At 61.3% G+C, this 19,363-nt stretch carries 18 protein-coding genes; 13 read left to right on the top strand and 5 right to left on the bottom strand.

All coding sequences use genetic code 11. The features are described 5' to 3' along the window. Positions 1-193: 193 nt before the first annotated feature. The 10 genes from GWL_RS11270 (at position 194) to GWL_RS11225 (ending at position 10,017) form a co-directional block, all read left to right on the top strand. Complete coding sequence (locus GWL_RS11270; protein WP_008329991.1) at positions 194-1,390, top strand: cystathionine beta-lyase; 1,197 nt, start codon at positions 194-196, stop codon at positions 1,388-1,390. A gap of 679 nt (positions 1,391-2,069) precedes the next feature. Further along, the gene (flhD, locus tag GWL_RS11265; RefSeq protein WP_008329990.1) at positions 2,070-2,387 is read left to right on the top strand and encodes a flagellar transcriptional regulator FlhD; all 318 of its coding nucleotides are present in this window, start codon (positions 2,070-2,072) and stop codon (positions 2,385-2,387) included. 174 nt (positions 2,388-2,561) lie between these two features. Continuing rightward, positions 2,562-3,176 carry a flagellar transcriptional regulator FlhC gene (gene flhC, locus GWL_RS11260; protein ID WP_008329989.1) on the top strand — a complete coding sequence of 205 codons (615 nt, stop codon included), beginning with the start codon at positions 2,562-2,564 and terminating at the stop codon, positions 3,174-3,176. A gap of 98 nt (positions 3,177-3,274) precedes the next feature. Beyond that, entirely contained in the window at positions 3,275-4,069 is a 795-nt protein-coding gene (locus GWL_RS11255; RefSeq protein ID WP_034350457.1) for a class I SAM-dependent methyltransferase, read from the top strand. A 189-nt stretch (positions 4,070-4,258) separates the two neighbouring features. After that, positions 4,259-5,119, top strand: coding sequence for a flagellar motor stator protein MotA (motA, locus tag GWL_RS11250; protein ID WP_008329974.1), 861 nt, complete (start codon positions 4,259-4,261; stop codon positions 5,117-5,119). 77 nt (positions 5,120-5,196) lie between these two features. Continuing rightward, positions 5,197-6,135 (top strand): flagellar motor protein MotB, encoded by a 939-nt coding sequence (gene motB, locus GWL_RS11245; RefSeq protein ID WP_008329973.1) that lies wholly within the window; start codon positions 5,197-5,199, stop codon positions 6,133-6,135. Positions 6,136-6,221: 86 nt separating this feature from the next. After that, positions 6,222-6,776 carry a hypothetical protein gene (locus tag GWL_RS11240; RefSeq protein WP_008329972.1) on the top strand — a complete coding sequence of 185 codons (555 nt, stop codon included), beginning with the start codon at positions 6,222-6,224 and terminating at the stop codon, positions 6,774-6,776. 129 nt (positions 6,777-6,905) lie between these two features. Beyond that, positions 6,906-7,271, top strand: coding sequence for a response regulator (locus tag GWL_RS11235; RefSeq protein WP_006463269.1), 366 nt, complete (start codon positions 6,906-6,908; stop codon positions 7,269-7,271). A 52-nt stretch (positions 7,272-7,323) separates the two neighbouring features. Beyond that, positions 7,324-9,492, top strand: coding sequence for a chemotaxis protein CheA (cheA, locus tag GWL_RS11230; RefSeq protein WP_034350456.1), 2,169 nt, complete (start codon positions 7,324-7,326; stop codon positions 9,490-9,492). A gap of 18 nt (positions 9,493-9,510) precedes the next feature. Beyond that, positions 9,511-10,017, top strand: coding sequence for a chemotaxis protein CheW (locus GWL_RS11225; RefSeq protein ID WP_008329969.1), 507 nt, complete (start codon positions 9,511-9,513; stop codon positions 10,015-10,017). Between the two features lie 245 nt (positions 10,018-10,262). On the opposite strand, the gene GWL_RS11220 is transcribed toward GWL_RS11225, so the two are convergent. The 5 genes from GWL_RS11220 to GWL_RS11200 form a co-directional block, all read right to left on the bottom strand. Beyond that, complete coding sequence (locus tag GWL_RS11220) at positions 10,263-11,510, bottom strand: DUF2863 family protein (protein WP_008329965.1); 1,248 nt, start codon at positions 11,508-11,510, stop codon at positions 10,263-10,265. A gap of 150 nt (positions 11,511-11,660) precedes the next feature. Next, positions 11,661-14,372: an aconitate hydratase AcnA gene (acnA, locus tag GWL_RS11215; protein ID WP_008329963.1), complete on the bottom strand. Its 2,712-nt coding sequence runs from the start codon at positions 14,370-14,372 to the stop codon at positions 11,661-11,663. Positions 14,373-14,500: 128 nt separating this feature from the next. Next, positions 14,501-15,049: a hypothetical protein gene (locus GWL_RS11210; RefSeq protein ID WP_008329961.1), complete on the bottom strand. Its 549-nt coding sequence runs from the start codon at positions 15,047-15,049 to the stop codon at positions 14,501-14,503. Between the two features lie 20 nt (positions 15,050-15,069). Continuing rightward, a complete protein-coding gene (locus GWL_RS11205) occupies positions 15,070-16,071 on the bottom strand; it encodes a CoA ester lyase (RefSeq protein WP_034350454.1) in 1,002 nt (333 codons plus the stop codon). A 102-nt stretch (positions 16,072-16,173) separates the two neighbouring features. Continuing rightward, positions 16,174-17,163: a malate dehydrogenase gene (locus tag GWL_RS11200; protein WP_034350453.1), complete on the bottom strand. Its 990-nt coding sequence runs from the start codon at positions 17,161-17,163 to the stop codon at positions 16,174-16,176. A gap of 468 nt (positions 17,164-17,631) precedes the next feature. Between GWL_RS11200 and GWL_RS11195 the strand changes: the two genes are divergently transcribed. The 3 genes from GWL_RS11195 to sdhD all read left to right on the top strand — a co-directional run bounded on the left by GWL_RS11195 (position 17,632) and on the right by sdhD (position 19,361). Continuing rightward, positions 17,632-18,417 (top strand): GntR family transcriptional regulator, encoded by a 786-nt coding sequence (locus GWL_RS11195; protein WP_034350451.1) that lies wholly within the window; start codon positions 17,632-17,634, stop codon positions 18,415-18,417. A gap of 165 nt (positions 18,418-18,582) precedes the next feature. Beyond that, on the top strand, positions 18,583-18,993 hold the full coding sequence (gene sdhC, locus GWL_RS11190; protein WP_034350450.1) for a succinate dehydrogenase, cytochrome b556 subunit: 411 nt from the start codon (positions 18,583-18,585) through the stop codon (positions 18,991-18,993). 2 nt (positions 18,994-18,995) lie between these two features. Next, a complete protein-coding gene (sdhD, locus tag GWL_RS11185) occupies positions 18,996-19,361 on the top strand; it encodes a succinate dehydrogenase, hydrophobic membrane anchor protein (protein WP_008329931.1) in 366 nt (121 codons plus the stop codon). Positions 19,362-19,363 lie beyond the last annotated feature (2 nt).

Raw genomic sequence — 19,363 nt, 5'->3', positions numbered from 1 at the left:
GCCCCGCCCACGGACAGCCCCGGACAGGGGCGCTGGAAAGGTGATATGAAGCTTGGTTCAGCCTCTTGCGCAAGCATCGCCGTCGCCAGCGGGCCTGCGGCCCATGCTCTTGCTTTCGATGTGAACAAGCTGCGCGTATAGTGAGACTTTTGCGCCCCGCTCCCGGGGCGCCATCGTTTCCTGAGGCAGATCCGTGTCCGATTCCAACGCAACGTTCCCCGCATCCTCCCTTCCGCTCGATCCGCAGACCGCACTGGTCCATAGTCGCTACCGTGCTCCCGACGGTTTCGAGGCCTTCCCGGTCGGTATCCATCACGCTTCCACCGTGCTGTTCCCCAACGTGGCGGCCATGCGTTCACGCGACTGGCGTGAAAAGCTCGGCTACACCTACGGCCTGCATGGCACGCCGACCAGCTTCGTGCTCGAAGCCCGGCTGGCCGAGATCGAGGGCGGCACTTATTGCCGTGTCACCCCCAGCGGCCTGGCGGCCATCGCCATGGTCAATTTCGCCTTCCTCAAGAGCGGCGACGACGTGCTGCTGCCCGATAACGTCTACGGACCCAGCAAGGATCTGGGCCAGTGGCTGGAACGCGATTTCCAGATCACGGCGCGCTTCTATGACCCGATGATCGGCGCCGGCCTGTCCGCGCTGATCCAGCCCAATACGCGCCTGGTGTGGACCGAGGCACCCGGTTCAGTCTCCATGGAGGTGCCCGACATCCCGGCCCTGTGCCGTGCCGCCCATGAGAAGGGCGTGCTGGTGGCCATCGACAATACCTGGTCGGCCGGCATCGCCTTCAAGGCCTTCGAGCATGGCGTGGACATCGTCATGCAGGCTGTCACCAAGTACCAGTCCGGCGGTTCGGACGTGCTGATGGGGGCGGTCATCGTGCGCGACCAGGCCCTCAACGAAAAACTGGAACTGGCCCACATGCGCCTGGGCTTCGGCGTGGGCATGGACGATGTCTATATGGTGCTGCGCAGCCTGTCCTCGATGCGCCTGCGCTTCGAGGCGCACGATGCCGCTGCGCGCAAGGTGGCGGCCTGGCTCAAGCAACGTCCGGAAATCGTCGCCGTACTCCATCCCGCCTTCGAGGATTGCCCCGGACACGCCCACTGGAAGCGCGATTTCACCGGGGCAGGGGGGCTGTTCTCGGTGATCTTCGATCCCCGTTACAGCGAAGAGCAAACCGACCGCTTCGTCGACAGCCTGCAGCTCTTCAAGATCGGCTACAGCTGGGGCGGTGCCCACAGCCTGTGCGTGCCGTACCGGATGCGCGGCATGCGCCACCAGTGGCAGCGCGACGGCGTGCTGGTGCGCTTCAACATCGGGCTGGAAGCACCGGATGACCTGATCGCCGATATCGGACAGGCCCTGGCCCGGTTGTAAGCTGCCTGCTCGCCTGCCATCCCCGCACCGGCCGCAGGCGAGCGGCCCGGTCACCCCTGCGCCAAGGTTCAGTTTGCCTGCCAGAAATTGAATAAAGGTAAATGGCGCATCTGTTTATCGTTTTGAGGCCTGGCCCACCGTCATAGAATGGTAGCCATTCTCGATACCTTGGTTTTTCCTGTGAAGATGTTGCGCAAAAATCATCAAGGCAGGTAAATAACTGCAAGTTTTCTTAGTCGGGAAGCTGAAGCAAACTACAGTTGAATCCCTCAATATGAGAAGAAATGTGGATGAGCTAGTCGCCCTCCAGCAACAATCAGGGAGAAATCCTCGAAGATTTACAACTTATTTAGTTTCTTTTAAGACAAGTTTCCGTTGTCATTTCAGGCAAGAAACCTTTTGATCAGGAAATCCCTGATAGGAGCGGGAAGTCGCAAGCATCCTGACTCTCTCGTATTCAACGCAGAAAACTTCACGCATATCCCGCGCTCGTGTAAGACGAAATCCTACAAGTTGCACCGGGTGTTCTCCGTCTAAAAATACCGACCAAGTCTAATTTCCCGCCTGTCCTGCCCCCCTCAGAATTGGCTTGCAGTCAAGTAAATGTAAGCGATTGTAAGCAGCTCGACGCAGCCTGAGCGCGAGCCGTAGGAAGTTCTCATACCGAGGTGGGGTGCAAATGAATACCAACGACATGATGGCGGAGATCCGCGATGCCAACCTGAGCTATCTCATGCTGGCGCAGCAAATGATCCGTTCGGACAAGCCGACCGCAATCTTCCGTCTGGGCATCAGCGCCGAGATTGCCGATCTGATCGAAGGTCTGTCCAATGTGCAGATCATGAAACTGGCGGCGACCAACATGATGTTGACGCGTTTCCGTTTCGACGATGGTGCCATCCTCGGCATGCTGACCAACTACAACAAGGACAAAAGCCTGGCGCAGTCGCATGCGGCCATTCTGATGGCCTGTCAGCCCAGCGAACAAATTTCGTAAAACAACAAGACAAGGCAGGGCCGGCGTGTCCAGGGGAAGTCAACGCGCCGGAGGGGAAGACGTTCAACGCTTTATCAAGTTTGTGTCTTGCATTCATGCCTGAGAGTTCGCTTGCCGGCGGCACGCGAGTCGGGGTCAGGCAGACTTATTACGAAATCACCGGGGGGTAGCACCATGGCTAAGAAGAGCGTTGTCACAGAGGCGCAGGAAATTCAGCTGGCCATCGAACTGATCAATCTGGGGGCGCGCCTCCAGTTGCTGGAATCCGAAACTTCACTCTCGCGCGAGCGTCTGCTGAAGCTGTACAAGGAGTTGAAGGGCGTCTCGCCGCCCAAGGGCATGCTGCCGTTCTCCACGGACTGGTTCATCACCTGGCAGCCCAATATCCATTCGTCGCTGTTCATCAATATCCATCGCTACCTGGTGGAGCACGCCCGCATCAATGGCATCGAAGCCGTCATGAAGGCCTACAAGCTCTACCTGGAGCAGGTTGGCTACAACGATGCCGGCGAACCCGTGCTCTCGCTGACCCGCGCCTGGACGCTGGTGCGCTTCTTCGAAAGCAAGATGCTCATGACCACGCCCTGCTGCAAGTGCAATGGCCATTTCGTCGTGCATCGTCTGGACCTGCACCAGGATTACCTGTGCGGTCTGTGCCACATGCCGTCGCGGGCCGGCAAGACCAAGAAGGCCAAGGATGCCGTCACCATGGGTCTGGCCGAGGCTGCCCTGCCGGTGGCTGCTGCCGCGCCCCTGGTCGCCACGTCGGTCCTGGCCGCTGTGGCCTGAGCCGGAGCAGGGATGTACCAATGCCTTGCTGCAGGTCTGCAGCGAGGCGGTAATGGGCCAGGGTGTTCAACCAAAAAAGAATAAGGCCGATTGCCTCGATGTCCGAACCTGAGAATCACCCCGCCGCCGGTCGCAGGCCCTGGTGGCAGGCGCCGGCGCTGCGGGCCCTGCTGCTGTTCGCGCTGGCGCTGGTCGGCGCCAATGTGCTGGATGTGCTTTTTCAGCGCGCCGGTCTTGCTCCTCTTTCCCCCCTCCAGACTGCCCTGCTGCATGGCGTGATGGCCGCGCTGCTGGCGCGTCTGTGCCGCATGGCCATATGGTGGTGGCTGATCCTGCTGGTGTTCCCGGTGGCCACATTGGGTGTGGCGCAGCTGCACGTGCCGCCGTGGGTATTCCTGGCGGTATTCCTGTTCATGCTGGTGTTGTTCTGGTCGACCTTCCGCAGCCAGGTGCCGTTCTATCCTTCCGGGCAGCGCGCCTGGGATGCGGTGGCCGGCCTGCTGCCGGAGGGGCAGCCGATCCGCTTCATGGATATCGGCAGCGGCCTGGGTGGCGCCGTGCTGGATCTGTCGCGCCGCCGCCCCGAGAGCGAATTCACCGGTATCGAGATCGCGCCCCTGCCTTGGCTGGTCAGCCGGGTGCGCGCGATGCTGGCAGGTGATCGCTGCCGTTTCGTGCGCGGCGACTACCTGCGGCTCGATTTCGGCGATTACGACGTGGTGTTCGCCTACCTGTCACCGGCGGCGATGGAGGCGCTGTGGCACAAGGCGCGCGCCGAGATGCGGCCGGGGACGCTGCTTCTGAGCTATGAGTTTCATATTCCCGGTGCTGCACCTGATGTCGTGGTCGCCCCCGAGGACGGCGGCAGGGTGCTGCACGGGTGGCGCATGTGAGGGCTGGGAGCCGCGCAGGCCCTTGGCAGCGGCTGCGAGACGCGACGTATCAAGTTTGTGCCAATTCAGCCGTAAATCAAAAAGGAAGGGCGTTTTTCGGATATGTATTCCCTCATTTGCTTGATTGGAATACCTGTAATCTGATGAACGTGAAAATACACTCAACGCCACAGGGACGGGAGTAGGCACTTGTTAGTCATCATTGGATATATCGTGGTCATGGCGTCCGTCTTCGGCGGCTTTGCCATGGCAGGGGGCCACCTGGGGGCACTGTTCCAGCCAATCGAGCTGCTCATGATCGGCGGTGCTGCAGGGGGCGCTTTCCTGGTCGGTAACAACGGCAAGGCGATCAAGGCGACCCTGAAGGCCTTGCCCACCGTCTTCAAGGGCAGTGCCTATACCAAGGCGCTGTACATGGAACTGATGGCGCTGCTGTTCGAAATCCTGACCAAATCCCGCAAGGAAGGTCTGATGTCGATCGAAGGCGATATCGAAGAGCCCGAGAGCAGCCCCATCTTCAGCAAGTACCCGGGCGTGCTGGCGGACCATCACCTGATCGAATTCATGACCGATTACCTGCGTCTGATGGTCTCGGGCAACATGGATGCGTTCCAGATCGAAAACCTGATGGACAACGAAATCGAGACCCACCACCACGAGGGCGAAATTCCGGTGCACTGCATCGCCAAGCTGGGCGACGGCATGCCGGCCTTCGGTATCGTGGCAGCGGTCATGGGCGTGGTGCACACCATGGAATCGGTGGGTATCCCGCCCTCCGAGCTGGGCATGCTGATCGCGCACGCGCTGGTCGGTACCTTCCTCGGTATTCTGCTGGCCTACGGTTTCGTGGGCCCGCTCTCCAGCCTGCTGGAACAGAAGCTGCACGAATCGACCAAGATCTACCAGTGCGTGAAGGTGACCCTGCTGGCCAGCCTCAATGGCTATGCGCCGGCCCTGTCGATCGAATTCGGCCGCAAGGTCCTGTTCTCGACCGAGCGTCCGACCTTCCTCGAACTGGAAGAGCACGTCAAGCAGGCCAAGGGCAAGTAAGGCTGCCAGGCTGGTCCGGGGAGATCAGCTTGCAGGGCGATTCACACAGACATCAGTATTGAAGCAGGAGCACAGGCATGGCCGACGAAGGTCTACGTCCCATTATCGTCAAACGCATCAAGAAAGGCGGCGGGGGTCACCACGGTGGCGCCTGGAAGATTGCGTACGCCGACTTCGTGACGGCGATGATGGCCTTCTTCCTGCTCATGTGGCTGCTGGGGTCGACCGCCAAGGGGGACCTGAACGGTATTGCCGAATACTTCAAGACCCCGCTGAAGGTGGCCATGGCCGGTGGTTCCGGCAGCGGCGACGCCAACACCGTGCTGCCGGGGGGCGGCAAGGATCTGACCCGCCAGGACGGCCAGCTGCGCAAGGGTGAAAACGATGTGGTCTCGCGCAAGCAGAACCTCAAGCAGGCGCAGCAGGAGCTGGAGCGCGCCGAGCGTAGCCGCCTGGAAGAGTTGAAAGCGCGGATCGAAAAGGCCATCGATTCCAATCCGACCCTCAAGCAGTTCAAGAATCAGCTGTTGATCGACATCACCTCCGAAGGCTTGCGCATCCAGATCGTCGACGAGAAGAACCGTCCCATGTTTGCCCTGGCCAGTGCCCAGTTGCAGCCCTATACCAAGGAAATCCTGCACGAGATCGGTCGCACGCTCAACGATGTGCCCAACAAGATCAGCCTGTCCGGTCACACCGATGCCACGCCCTATTCGCAGGGGGAGAAGGGCTACAGCAACTGGGAGCTGTCGGCGGACCGCGCCAACGCCTCGCGACGAGAACTGATCATCGGCGGCATGGATGAATCGAAGGTGTTGCGGGTGGTGGGTCTGTCCTCGGCGGTGCTGCTGGACAAGGAAGATCCCTTCAACCCGATCAATCGTCGCATCAGCATCATCGTCATGAACAAGAAGGCTGAGGAACTGGTGGAAAAGGACAGTGGCTCGTTGAACGTGCCCACCGACGCCAGCGGCGAAGACGTGCAGCAGGGGCTCAGTGCGCCGGCCAAGAACTGAGCGCAGGTGCCAGGCCTGCGCGGTTGTACGCGGGGTTTGCCAATGAAGCAGAAGTGTTCCATTTGAACAGGGGAAGAGAGCCGGATATGCCGACCAAGACCATGCTGCAGGAGCTCAAGCGCTTGTTGCTCGATACTGCCAGCGGCGGCAGCCGCCAACTGACGGAAGTGGAGTCGGACCTGGTCCAGACCAACATTCTGCTGGGCGAAGCCATAGGCAAGCTGGGCAACAGCTTCATGGAACTGCATCGCTCGGTACAGTTGCAGCAGACCATCCTGGAAGGGCTGATGAACGGCACCGGTCATTTCGACGGCCAGAGCATCGAGCAGCTCAAGGCCACCCAGGCAGAGGTCAGCCATCACGTCAACGCGGCGGTGACCGGCTTGCAGTTCCAGGATATGACCAGCCAACTGCTCGAGCGCATCGTGCGCCGCGTGATCGGCCTGCGTGAAGCGCTGGGCGTGCTCAGCGCAAACAGTTTCGAGATCGTGCCCGAGCAGGGCCAGACCGATGAAGAGGTCAAGGAACTGCTGGCCAGCACGGTACAGGTCATGGAGGAGCGCTTGAATGTGCTCGACACCGGACTGTGGAAGGCGGTGCGCCAGACCCGCATGGAAAGTGGCGATATCGAGCTGTTCTGAGCGGTGGCTGGCTGAGTGGTACAAGATTGAACTAGGTCATTCCGGCCTTGGCGGGACGATAGGTGGGTGGCCAAGGGTGCGGCATAATACATACGCGCATGAGCCTTATTGAAGAAACAGGGAGTAACGATGTCCAAAACGATTCTCGCAGTAGATGATTCCGGGTCACTGCGTCAGATGGTGGTATTCAGTCTGAAAGCTGCGGGTTACAACGTGACCGAGGCGGTCGACGGGGTGGACGCGCTGGAAAAGGCCAAGACGCATACCTTCGACCTGGTCCTGACCGACCAGAACATGCCGCGCATGGACGGCCTGACCCTGATCCGCTCCCTGCGCGAGCTGACCAGCTATGCGCGCGTGCCCATCCTGATGCTGACTACCGAATTCAGCGACGAGATGAAGGCCAAGGGCAAGGCCGCCGGTGCCAATGGCTGGCTGGTCAAGCCCTTCGATCCGCAGCGCCTGACCGAGGTGGTGCGCAAGGTGATCGGCTGATCTTGCCGGGATAACAAGAAGATACGTACAGCATCCAGCATGGAGCCCAGGCATGAGCATTGATATGAGCCAGTTTTTCCAGGTCTTTTTCGACGAGGCCGAGGAAGGCCTCGCGGAAATGGAAAAGCTGTTGTTGGCCGTCAATGTGGCGTCTCCCGATCCGGAAGACCTCAATGCGGTGTTTCGTGCCGCGCATTCGATCAAGGGTGGTTCGTCCACCTTCGGCCTGACCGATATTGCCGAAGTCACGCACGTCCTGGAGTCGCTGCTGGACCGCATCCGCCAGGGCCAGATGAAGCTGACCTCGGAGCACGTAGATGCCTTCCTGGCGGCCAAGGATGTGCTCAAGTCCATGCTGGACGGCCACAAGCACGGCGCCGAGGTCGATCAGGATGCGGTCGGCGACGTGCGCATGCTGCTCGAAGCGCTGTCGCAGGGCAAGAGTTCCAGCGCCGCTCCCAAGGCGGAGGCGGGCGCTGCGGTCGTGGTCGGTCCGGGCGGCGTGCGCCGCTACCGCCTGGACATGCCCGAGATCGCCGACAAGGATGCCGAAGCCCTGGCCGACGAGCTCTCCATGCTGGGCAAGCTGGAGAAGTCCAAATCGCCCGAGGGCAAGTGGGTCTTCATTCTGGATACGGCTGAACCGATCGATGACGTGGTCGCCATCTGTGCCTTCATCGTCAATGTCGCCGACCTGAAGATTTCGCAGGCCGTTGAAACCGCCAAGAGCAGCGACGAAGAGCGCGGCTATGGCTTCTTCGACAATTTCGTCACCCAGGAAGAGCGTGAACGCACCCAGGGTTACGGTTTCTTCGACAATCACACCGCCATCGAGGACAAGGAGCGCGAGCAGGGCTACGGTTTCTTCGCCCCCTTCGTGCCCCTGGACATCAGCGCCAAGAAGGCCGATGGCGAGGCCCATGCGGGTGGTGCCGGTAACGGTAATGGCAACGGCAATGGCCATCACGACGATGGTCATCTGCAGGGCGACCATGGCGGCGAAAAGAGGGCGGCCAAGGGCGGCACCGGCCAGGAGTCCTCCTCCATCCGGGTCAGCATCGAAAAGGTCGACCAGCTCATCAACCTGGTCGGCGAACTGGTGATTACCCAAGCCATGATCGAGCAGCGCGTGGGCAAGCTCGACCCGATGCACCATGAACACCTGCTCAACAGCGTGAGCCAGTTGAGCCGCAATACGCGGGATCTGCAGGAATCGGTGATGTCGATCCGCATGATGCCGATGGATTACGTCTTCTCGCGCTTCCCGCGCATGGTGCGCGACCTGGCGCACAAGCTGGGCAAGCAGGTCGAGTTCGTCACCCACGGCGCGGCCACCGAGCTGGACAAGGGCTTGATCGAGCGCATCGTCGATCCGCTCACCCACCTGGTACGTAACAGCATCGACCACGGCATCGAACAGCCCGAGGCCCGGCGCGCTGCCGGCAAGGGCGAGGCCGGTGTGCTGTCCCTGTCGGCCGAGCACCAGGGCGGCAACATCATCATTGAAGTTACCGACGACGGTGGCGGCCTGAACCGCGACAAGATCCTGGCCAAGGCCAAGCAGCAGGGCATGCCGGTGACCGACAGCCTGACCGACGCCGAAGTGTGGCAACTGATCTTCGAACCGGGCTTCTCCACCGCCGAGCAGGTCACCGACGTGTCCGGCCGCGGCGTGGGCATGGACGTGGTCAAACGCAACATCCTGGCCATGGGCGGCGCGGTGGATATTCGCTCCAGCAAGGGTTTCGGCACCACGATTTCAATCTCGCTGCCGCTGACGCTGGCGATCCTGGACGGGATGTCGATTCGCATCGGTGAAGAAGTTTACATATTGCCGCTAGGATATGTGGTTGAATCTTTGCAGCCTTTGCCGCAAGATATCAAGGAAATTTCCGGTCAGGGCAAGGTGCTGCGTGTACGTGGCGAATATCTGCCGCTGATCCCGCTGTATCAGATTTTCAACATCGAACCTTCATTCACCGATCCGTCGCAAGGATTGGTGGTCATTTTGGAGTCAGATGGGAAAAAGGCGGCACTTTTCGTGGATGACCTGATCGGACAACAGCAAATCGTTGTGAAGAACCTGGAATCCAACTATCGAAAGGTCGCTGGCATTTCCGGTGCTACCATTCTGGGCGACGGCGGCGTCGCTCTGATTGTCGATGTGGCAGCCTTGCTGCGATCCAGCCGCCAACTGAATGACGAATCTGTATTTTCCTGATATTTAAAGGGCCTCAACATGTCTGACACTGCAACCAAGAATCTTTCCGGCTTCGGCGACAAGACCGACAGCAACGGAAACGAGTTTCTCGCCTTCACCCTGGGCAAGGAAGAATACGGCATCGATATTCTGAAGGTTCAGGAAATCCGCGGCTACGAAGCCGTGACCCGCATCGCCAACTCGCCCGATTTCATCAAGGGCGTGGTGAACCTGCGCGGCATCATCGTCCCCATCGTGGACATGCGCATCAAGTTCCAGCTGGGCGAGCCGACCTATGACCAGTTCACCGTGGTCATCATCTTGAACATCGGCGGTCGCGTCGTGGGCATGGTGGTCGACAGCGTCTCCGACGTCATCACGCTGACCCAGGAACAGATCAAGCCGGCACCGGAGATGGGCACCACCTTCGATTCCGACTACCTGATCGGTCTGGGTACCCTGGAACAGCGCATGCTGATCCTGGTGGACATCGACAAGCTGATGTCCAGCGCCGAGATGGGTCTGATCGAAAAGCTGGCAGCCTGAGTCGCTGAGGCTGCTCACGCAGGTCGCAGAGGATCCGGAGGAGACGCAGGCCGGATCTGACGTCCGTCGTCATTCGGTCGCGCAGGAAAAGCGGGCACGATAGCCCGATACAGAAGAGAAAAAGGCATCCGCCCTGTGGTGGATGCCTTTTTTATGGGCGCTGTCCGGCGCCTGTGAAGCTTTGTGCAGGCCGGCCATGTCCGGCGCCGCGCGTGCTGCCCGGCAGCAGCACTTTGCTTCATCTCTCAGTGGAAGTGCTCGACCGGAGGAGGCGTATCTTCCGGCATTTCCGCGTGCACCAGTTCACCTTCCCGATCAGGGAAGAGCGGTGCGCCGCAGTCGTCGCAAAACTCCATGGTGAAGCGTTCTGCATGATGCTTGATGTGCACGATGCCGCATTCGCGCAGCACCGTGAGGATCTGCTGCAGCGGACTGGCGGGCATGCCCTCCAGCAGGCCGGCGCCGGCGGGGATGATCATGGGCAGTTCTTCACCGCTTTCCTGCTCATACAGCGGCCAGACGGTCCCATAGACCACGGTCGGATCGCCGCCGATGGAAAAGCCGATGCGGTATTCATCGATCTGACCATTGATGTCCTCGGAGAAGCCACCGATGCTGGCATGCAGTTCGGCAGAGGAGATGTCCAGGGTCTGAGTCAGGAAATAGTCGGCGGCGCGGATGGAGGCCGGGCGGATGCGCTTGTCGGCCTCGCGGCAGCCGAAGAAATAGGCTTGCGGCAGCAGCAGCTCGACGCTGCAGCCGGGTAGCAGGCGCGTGAAGAGCGGTGTGGCCTGCTGGGTCCAGGCCTCGGAGGCTGCCGCCTTCCTGGCCGAGAAATGGCTCTGTTGTTCGCTTTCCTGCCAGTGGAACAGGGGGCCGCCGGCCGGCACCACCACGGCCGCAATCACATAGCGGGTATCGGCCAGGAAGGCGGCGGTGGGCGGCTGTTCGCCGCGCAGTTGTACCGGACCGGTCTTCAAGGCGGTCTGGCCCATCTGGCGGGTCAGGGCGAAGACGTCGGCGTGCATGCGCGGCAGCTGTTCGATGGAGAACAGGGTCGGCGCCAGTGCCAGACGGGCATCCTTGGCCAGCACATGGGCGTGCAGGTGGGCGCCGATGGCCGCCAGCAGGTCGCTGCCGATGGGGCCGGAGGCGATGGTAAAGCGGGTCCAGGCCAGTACCGGCAGCACCAGCAGCTGCACGTCGTATTGCTGGCCGTCGTGTTCCAGCGAGGTGGATTCACTGCCGGCCTCGACGGCTTCGATCAGCACGTCGTAGGCATCCAGGTCGGCCTTGAAGAGGTGATCCAGGGCCGCATCGATCAAGCCCTGGTGGCCGGTGCGCAGCAGCTTGTTGAGCAGGGCGTCCAGGGGATTGAGCCAGGCGCGCTCTTCGAGCCGGCTGGAGGCCTGCGCGATGGCTTGCGCAAAGGTCACCAGATGCTGGCTGTCGGCAGAAAGCTTGGAGGAGGAACGTTTGGCGGGACGACGCATGTAGGCTATCTGTATCTGTGGAAACGAAACCGCCTATTGTAGTTGATTTGTCAGCCCTGTCAGCCGCTGCCTTTGCGCAGCGCCAAGGGGCAATAAAAAACGCCGGACGAATCCGGCGTTTTCCTTGCTGCAGGGTAGGACGTGCGCTACTTAGGCTGCCAGCAGCTGACGCAGCACGAACGGCAGGATGCCGCCATGCTTGTAGTAGTCCACTTCGATCGGGGTGTCGATACGCAGCAGCAGCTTGACTTCCTGGGTCTGGCCGTTCTTGCGGTGGATCACCAGGGTGGCTTCCTGTTGCGGCTTGATCTCGCCTTCCAGGCCCTTCAGGTCGAAGCTTTCTTCACCGGTGATGCCCAGCGACTGCACGCTGTCGTTGCCCAGGAACTGCAGCGGCAGCACGCCCATGCCGACCAGGTTGGAACGGTGGATACGCTCGAAGGAACGTGCGATCACGGCCTTCACGCCCAGCAGCTGGGTGCCCTTGGCAGCCCAGTCACGGGAGGAGCCGGTACCGTACTCTTCGCCACCGAAGACCATGGTCGGGGTGCCTTCGGCCACGTACTTCATGGCGGCGTCGTAGATCGACATTTCTTCACCGGAGGGCTGGTGAATGGTGATGCCGCCTTCCACGCGCGAGCCGTCTTCCTTGGCCGGGATCATCAGGTTCTTGATGCGCACGTTGGCGAAGGTGCCGCGCATCATGATCTCGTGGTTGCCGCGGCGCGAGCCGTAGGAGTTGAAGTCAGCCTTCAACACGCCATTGGCTTGCAGCCACTTGCCGGCCGGGCTGGATTCCTTGATGGAACCGGCCGGGGAGATGTGGTCGGTGGTGATCGAGTCGCCGAACACACCCAGGGCACGGGCACCGCTGATGCCGGTGGCAGCAGCCTTGGGTTCTTCGCTGAAGTTCTCGAAGAACGGCGGTTCGGCGATGTAGGTCGAGGTCGGCCAGTTGTAGACTTCGCCCTTGGCGACGCCCTTGATGGCTTCCCACAGCTTGCCGGGAGCACCCTTCACATCGGCGTAGTTTTCCTTGAAGGTCTTGGCGTTCATGGCGAACTTGAGCAGCTTTTCGATCTCTTGCGAGGTCGGCCAGATGTCGCCCAGGTAGATGTCCTTGCCGCCCTTGCCCTTGCCGACCGGTTCGGTCATCAGGTCACGGGTGACGTTGCCGGCGATGGCGTAGGCCACCACCAGCGGGGGCGAAGCCAGGAAGTTGGCGCGGATGTTCGGGTGGATACGGGCTTCGAAGTTGCGGTTGCCCGACAGCACGGCGGCAGCCACGACGTCGTTCTTGACGATGGCTTCGTTCATGGCCGGGGTCAGGTCGCCAGCGTTGCCGATGCAGGTGGTGCAGCCATAGGCGGTCACGCCGAAGCCCAGCTTTTCCAGGTACGGCAGCAGGCCGGCGGCTTCCAGGTACTTGGTCACCACGCGCGAGCCGGGGGCCAGCGAGGTCTTGATGTGCGGAGCGACCTTCAGGCCGGCTTCCACGGCCTTCTTGGCCAGGAGGCCAGCAGCCAGCAGCACGCTCGGGTTGGAGGTGTTGGTGCAGGAGGTGATGGCGGCGATCAGCACGTCACCGTTGTGCAGGTCCACGCCGTCGGCGTTCTTGTAGGACGCGGTCAGGTCTTCGGCCTTCTTGTTGAAGCCGTTTTCTGCGGTCGGCTTGGTGAAGAGGTCCGAGAAGGTGGTCTTGACGTTGCCGATCTCGATGCGGTCTTGCGGACGCTTCGGACCTGCCAGCGACGGAGCGACGGTGCCCAGGTCCAGCGAGACTTCCTGGGTGTAGTCGATCTGGCCGGCCTTGGGCACGCCGTACAGGCCTTGCGCCTTGAAGTAGGCTTCGAAGGCGTCGATCTCGGCCTTGGTGCGGCCGGTGCCCTTGAAGTAGGCGATGGTGGCGTCGTCCACCGGGAAGAAGCCCATGGTGGCGCCGTATTCCGGGGCCATGTTGGCGATGGTGGCGCGATCGGTCAGCGACAGCGATTCGGTACCTTCACCGAAGAATTCGACGAACTTGCCCACGACCTTGGTCTGGCGCAGCAGTTCGGTGATGGTCAGCACCAGGTCGGTGGCGGTGACGCCTTCGCGCAGGGCGCCGGTCAGGTTCACGCCGACCACGTCCGGGGTCAGGAAGTAGACCGGCTGGCCCAGCATGCCGGCTTCGGCTTCGATGCCGCCCACGCCCCAGCCGACCACGCCGATGCCGTTGATCATGGTGGTGTGGGAGTCGGTGCCGACCAGAGTGTCAGGGTAGTAGACGCCAGTCTTGTTGTGCACGCCGCGTGCCAGGTATTCCAGGTTGACCTGGTGGACGATGCCGAAGCCCGGGGGCACCACGCCGAAGGTGTCGAAGGCCTGCATGCCCCACTTCATGAACTGGTAGCGCTCGTTGTTGCGCGAGAATTCCAGCTTCATGTTCAGGTCCAGCGCCTTCTTCTCGCGGAAGTGGTCGATCTGCACCGAGTGGTCCACCACCAGATCCACCGGCACCAGCGGCTCGATGTTCTTGGGGTTCTTGCCCAGCTTGCTGGCGACGTTGCGCATGGCGGCCAGGTCGGCCAGCAGCGGCACGCCGGTGAAGTCCTGCAGCACCACGCGGGCCACCACGAAGGGGATCTCATCGACGCGGGCGGCCTTGGCGCCCCAGTTGGCCAGTTGCTTGACGTGTTCTTCGGTGACCTTCTGGCCATCGCAGTTGCGCAGCACCGATTCCAGCACGATGCGAATCGACACCGGCAGGCGCGAGATATTCACGCCCAGCGACTTTTGCAGGGCGGGCAGGGAGTAGAACTTGCCCTTCTTGGAACCGGAAATCTTGAATTCCTTCAGGGTGTTCAATGTGTTGCGAGACATGGCCTCTTCTCCTTAATTTGGCAATTTAGTGATGCTAGCTAGTCGAATCCGGTTTGCGCTGCAATGGTGAACTGCGGGGTGCTGCCTGATTCTGTGTTGCTTGAAACACTGCGCCGGCGGCTGCCGGCTCAGTTCTGGTGGGGTGCCGCGGCGAGGAGGGCGGCCGGTGCTGCGGCGGCTGCCTTCATCTGCTCGGCGTTCTTGCATTCGTTGGCCAACTGCTGGCCCTTCTTGGAGTCCAGCAGCAGGCCCTTGGCCGGAATACCGATCCAGACCAGGCCCATCTTGTGGTTTTCGAAGCGGTTGGCACCCGTGGTGGTGGCCACGCGGGTGAGGCGGTGAATGCGCTTGTTCCAGCGGATGGCGATGTGCTTGTCATCGGCTTCGTTCTTCCAGATGGTCAGCTTCTGACCCATTTCGCACTGGAAGTCGGCCGAGACGGTACCGCCCAGGTCGGGTTCGCTGTCGTCATCCTCGGCATCGGAAGAGAACGGCATCTTGGCGGCCGGGGCAGCGGCAGCGGCGGCCTTCTTGCCGTGCGCCTTGCTGGTGTGCGCCTTCTTGACGACCTTTTTCTTGGCCGCCGGCTTGGTGTCGGGTTGGGCATGTGCCGCAGTGATGCCGGCGGTGGCAAACAGGGCGCCCAGCAGGGCGAGGAGAGTCAGGTGCTTTTTCATGGACGTCGGTTGAAACGATGTTACTGCGTGGTTGAGAGGGCGTCGCCGCGGGCGAACCAGGGGGCAGTCTCCGGCGGCAGCGCGATGCCGGTGGCGTGCGCGCGTTGCAGGATACTCCAGTAATAGCGATAACTGGCGCGGTCATGCAGGTTGCCCTCATGCTGAATCGGGCCCCACTGCACCGCCTGCGCCTTGAGCAAGATCTGTGCCGCCGTCCCGGCCTCTTCGCTGGTCGGGGACATGGCCTGCACGATGGGCCGGATCTGGTCCGGATGGATGCTCCACATCCGGGTATAGCCAAACTCCTGTGCCGCGCGACGCGCATCGTCGGCCACGGCGGCGGAATTCTTGATGTCGGTGCTCACGTTGTGCGACGGCACCTTGCCATGCGCATGACAGGCGGCGGCGATTTCCAGCTTGGCGCGGCGCACCAGCGGATGGTCGAACTGTCCGGGCGAGCGCATGGCGCTGCCGGGAATGGCTCCGTAATGGGCCGAGACGAAATCCATCACCCCGAAGGACAGTGACTGCACCTGGGGCAGGGCGGCGATCCTGGCGACATCGGCCAGGGCGCCATGGGTCTCGATCAATACCTGCACCGGCAACTGCGGGCGACCCGCCGAGCGGGCCACGCGGTTGATGCTCTCCAGGGCGCGCTGCACGTCATCGATGCCTTCGGGCTTGGGCAGCATCACATAGGCCAGCTCGCGCGCAGCGGCGCCGCAGATGATGGCCACGTCCTGCTCGAAATGCGCATGCCCCACGTCGTGCAAGCGCGCGCCGATGCGGCGGTAGACGTTGTCGGGGCTGGCGATGAGCGAGGCGACCAGTTCGGCGTGCGCGGCTTCATTGCCGGCGGCAGCACCGTCTTCGCAGTCGAAGGTGATGTCGAACAAGGGGCCGAGCTCCTGTTGCAGGGCCATCGACTTGCGCATCAGCTTTTCGGAGCCGGCGTAGTGATCGCACACCGGAAGCGAAACCGGTTGCTGGGCACCTGGGAACAAGACCTGGGAAGGAAGCATTGCTGCGAATGAAAGCAGGGTAGAGGTTATCGAAACGGGCGATGTGACACGGATACGAAACGGCAGGCGCGGCGCCCCGAAGGGCGGCCGCGCCATGGTCAATTAGCCGACCAGATGCTTGACGCCTTCGCGCTCTTCCAGCAGTTCCTTCAGGGTGATGTTGATGCGCTCTTGCGAGAACTCATCGATCTCCAGGCCCTGGACGATCTTGTACTCACCGTTTTCGGTGGTCACCGGGAAGCCGAACATGGTGCCTTCGGGGATGCCGTAGGAACCGTCGGAGGGGATGCCCATGGTGGTCCACTTGCCGTTGGTGCCCAGCACCCAGTCACGCACGTGGTCGATGGCGGCGTTGGCAGCCGAAGCGGCCGAGGACAGGCCACGGGCTTCGATGATGGCGGCACCGCGCTTGCCGACGGTGGGCAGGAACACGTTCTTGTTCCATTCCTGGTCGTTGATGGTGTCCTTGACCGATGCGCCATCAGCAGTAGCGAAGCGGTAGTCGGCGTACATGGTCGGCGAGTGGTTGCCCCACACGCACAGCTTTTCGATGGCCGAGACCGGCTTGCCGATCTTGGCAGCCACTTGCGACAGGGCGCGGTTGTGGTCCAGGCGCAGCATGGCGGTGAAGTTCTTGGCCGGCAGGTTGGGGGCCGACTTCATGGCGATGTAGGCGTTGGTGTTGGCCGGGTTGCCGACCACCAGCACCTTGACGTTGCGCGAGGCCACGGCGTCCAGCGCCTTGCCCTGCACGGTGAAGATCTGGGCGTTGGCTTCCAGCAGGTCCTTGCGCTCCATGCCGGGGCCACGGGGGCGGGCACCCACCAGCAGGGCGATGTCGGCATCCTTGAAGGCGGTCATCGGATCGCTGTGGGCGGTCACGCCAGCCAGCAGCGGGAAGGCGCAGTCATCGATTTCCATGATGACGCCCTTCAGGGCCTTCTGTGCCTTCTCATCGGGGATTTCCAGCAGTTGCAGGATGACCGGCTGGTCTTTGCCCAGCAGGTCGCCATTGGCGATGCGGAACAGCAGGGAGTAACCGATCTGACCGGCGGCGCCGGTGACGGCAACACGCATGGGGGCTTTAGCCATGTTGAATCTCCAAAAGAGGTGATGAAAAAAAGCATTCAGACTGCATCGAAGCGGCCGCTGCGGTCAGGTCGCGCGTGGCGCGGCAGGGCCGTGTAGCGGTTGCTTCAGGGGTGCGCATGAAAAATGCGCGGTTTTCCTCGAATTCTTGTTAGGCCGCCATGATACCGTCGAAAACGCAGTGAGTCAGGTGCTTTCGGGCCGGGTCCTGCCGACAAATCAAAAAGCTGTCAAACTTGTGTTCTGCCTGCAGAAAGTGGTCGCATCGGAGAGGTCTTGATGAGAGCGATTCTCGTTATCGTCTACTGGCCGGTAGATCGCTCCCTGCCTGCCTTGCGGCTCTTCAGGTTGCTCGCGAGTGTAGGCTTGCGAAAGACCGCTGTCAATCAATATCTTATGTCTTATATAAGACATATTATTGCCTAGTTTTTGCTGGACGCCGTAAGGAGTTTTGTGGTGAAATTCGAGGTTATGAGCTCGATCCTGCCCAATCCGAACAACGTCGACGCGCAAGCCGCGGGGGCGGGTGTTGCCAGTCCGGCGCCCACCTTCAGTCCGTTGTACCAGCAGATCAAGGCGCTCATCATGCAGCGTCTGGAAGCGGGCGAGTGGAAGCCGGGCGAGCTGATCCCCAGTGAGGTGGAGCTGGGCAGCCGGTTCAAGGTCAGTCAGGGTACGGTGCGCAAGGCCATCGACGAACTGGCAGCCGAAAACCTGGTGGTGCGTCGCCAGGGCAAGGGGACCTTCGTGGCCACCCATCACGAGACGCAGGCGCAGTTCCGCTTTCTCAGGCTCATGGCCGACAGCGACGAGCCGCAGCGTCCCGCCAACAAGATCATCGAAGTCAGGCGCGTACGCGCCTCGGCCGAAGTGGCCCGTCAGCTCGACATGAAGTCGGGTGACTCCGTCATTTTCATTCGCCGGGTAAAATCCTTCAACGGCGTTCCCATCATCCTCGAAGACATCTGGCTGCCTGGCGCCATCTTCAAGGGGCTGACGGCCGAGCGCCTGGTGGAATATCGCGGGCCTCTGTATGGTCTGTTCGAATCCGAGTTCGGTACACGCATGATCCGTGCCGAAGAGCGCATCCGTGCCGTCGGGGCGGATCAGGATGCCGCAGAGTTTCTGGGCGTAGCGCCCCAAACGCCGTTGCTGAGTGTGGAGCGGGCTTCATTTACCTATGGCGACAAGCCGGTGGAAATGCGGCGCGGACTGTACCTGACGACGAATCACCATTACCAAAGCGAGTTGAGCTGAGCAAAGCCGGGTCGGTCATTCCGGCCTCAGGTGCAACGCGCCTGTCCAGTGCAGAAGGACCGGTGTCAAGCCTTTTCGGCATGCTGCGAAGCGCAATAAAAGTTGATGGTGATTTCGAAAATCGGCGAAAATTGCATGATTGTTTTAAACTGAGGAGAACCTTGTATGTCTGAAGCCGCTAAACCACAACGGCCGCAATTTCGTAACATACACCTAACCCAAATTGCCGGCTATCGCATGCCTTTGGCTGCCATCGTCTCGATCATGCACCGCATCAGCGGTCTGTTCCTGTTCCTGATGCTGCCCTTCATCCTGTTCCTGTTGGACAGCAGCCTGCTCTCGGAAGGTACCTTCGCCCATCTCAAGGGCTTCACTTCGGGCTGGTTCGTCAAGCTCGTCATCCTGGCGCTTTCCTGGGCCTACCTGCACCACTTCTGCGCCGGCATCCGTCACCTGATCATGGACAACCACGTCGGTCTGGACAAGGACAGCGCACGCAAGTCCTCGGCAACTGTCCTGGTGATCAGCATCACGCTGATGGTCCTGGTCGCATTGAAACTGTTCGGAGCATTCTGAAAATGGCTGATAACAACATCGGACCCAAGCGCCTGGTCGTCGGCGCCCACTATGGCCTGCGTGACTGGCTGGCACAACGCGCCACCGCCGTCGTGATGGCTGTCTATACCGTCATCCTGCTGGTGTGCTTCTTCACGGCGACCAACTTCAGCTACGAAGGCTGGGCGGCGCTGTTCTCGCATCAATGGTTCAAGGTGGCTACCTTTGCCGTGTTCATGGCCCTGTTCTTCCACGCCTGGATCGGCGTGCGTGACGCGCTCATGGACTACGTCAAGCCCGTTGGCGTTCGCCTGGTCCTGCAAGTTGCCACTATCGTGTGGCTGATCGGTTGCGCTGGCTACGCCGCGCAGATTCTGTGGAGAAACTAATC

Source organism: Herbaspirillum sp. GW103 (assembly GCF_000261365.1).
Classification (GTDB): domain Bacteria; phylum Pseudomonadota; class Gammaproteobacteria; order Burkholderiales; family Burkholderiaceae_D; genus Herbaspirillum.
This window is presented reverse-complemented; position numbering and strand designations above follow the sequence as displayed.

Bases quoted from the DNA above. Each gene is read 5' to 3' on its own strand.
- flhD (WP_008329990.1), top strand. From the start codon at position 2,070: ATGAATACCAACGACATGATGGCGGAGATCCGCGATGCCAACCTGAGC.
- GWL_RS11240 (WP_008329972.1), top strand. From the start codon at position 6,222: ATGCCGACCAAGACCATGCTGCAGGAGCTCAAGCGCTTGTTGCTCGAT.
- GWL_RS11225 (WP_008329969.1), top strand. From the start codon at position 9,511: ATGTCTGACACTGCAACCAAGAATCTTTCCGGCTTCGGCGACAAGACC.
- GWL_RS11200 (WP_034350453.1), bottom strand. From the start codon at position 17,163: ATGGCTAAAGCCCCCATGCGTGTTGCCGTCACCGGCGCCGCCGGTCAG.
- GWL_RS11220 (WP_008329965.1), bottom strand. From the start codon at position 11,510: ATGCGTCGTCCCGCCAAACGTTCCTCCTCCAAGCTTTCTGCCGACAGC.
- flhC (WP_008329989.1), top strand. From the start codon at position 2,562: ATGGCTAAGAAGAGCGTTGTCACAGAGGCGCAGGAAATTCAGCTGGCC.
- GWL_RS11195 (WP_034350451.1), top strand. From the start codon at position 17,632: ATGAGCTCGATCCTGCCCAATCCGAACAACGTCGACGCGCAAGCCGCG.
- sdhD (WP_008329931.1), top strand. From the start codon at position 18,996: ATGGCTGATAACAACATCGGACCCAAGCGCCTGGTCGTCGGCGCCCAC.
- GWL_RS11235 (WP_006463269.1), top strand. From the start codon at position 6,906: ATGTCCAAAACGATTCTCGCAGTAGATGATTCCGGGTCACTGCGTCAG.
- GWL_RS11210 (WP_008329961.1), bottom strand. From the start codon at position 15,049: ATGAAAAAGCACCTGACTCTCCTCGCCCTGCTGGGCGCCCTGTTTGCC.
- acnA (WP_008329963.1), bottom strand. From the start codon at position 14,372: ATGTCTCGCAACACATTGAACACCCTGAAGGAATTCAAGATTTCCGGT.
- GWL_RS11205 (WP_034350454.1), bottom strand. From the start codon at position 16,071: ATGCTTCCTTCCCAGGTCTTGTTCCCAGGTGCCCAGCAACCGGTTTCG.
- motB (WP_008329973.1), top strand. From the start codon at position 5,197: ATGGCCGACGAAGGTCTACGTCCCATTATCGTCAAACGCATCAAGAAA.
- cheA (WP_034350456.1), top strand. From the start codon at position 7,324: ATGAGCATTGATATGAGCCAGTTTTTCCAGGTCTTTTTCGACGAGGCC.
- GWL_RS11255 (WP_034350457.1), top strand. From the start codon at position 3,275: ATGTCCGAACCTGAGAATCACCCCGCCGCCGGTCGCAGGCCCTGGTGG.
- sdhC (WP_034350450.1), top strand. From the start codon at position 18,583: ATGTCTGAAGCCGCTAAACCACAACGGCCGCAATTTCGTAACATACAC.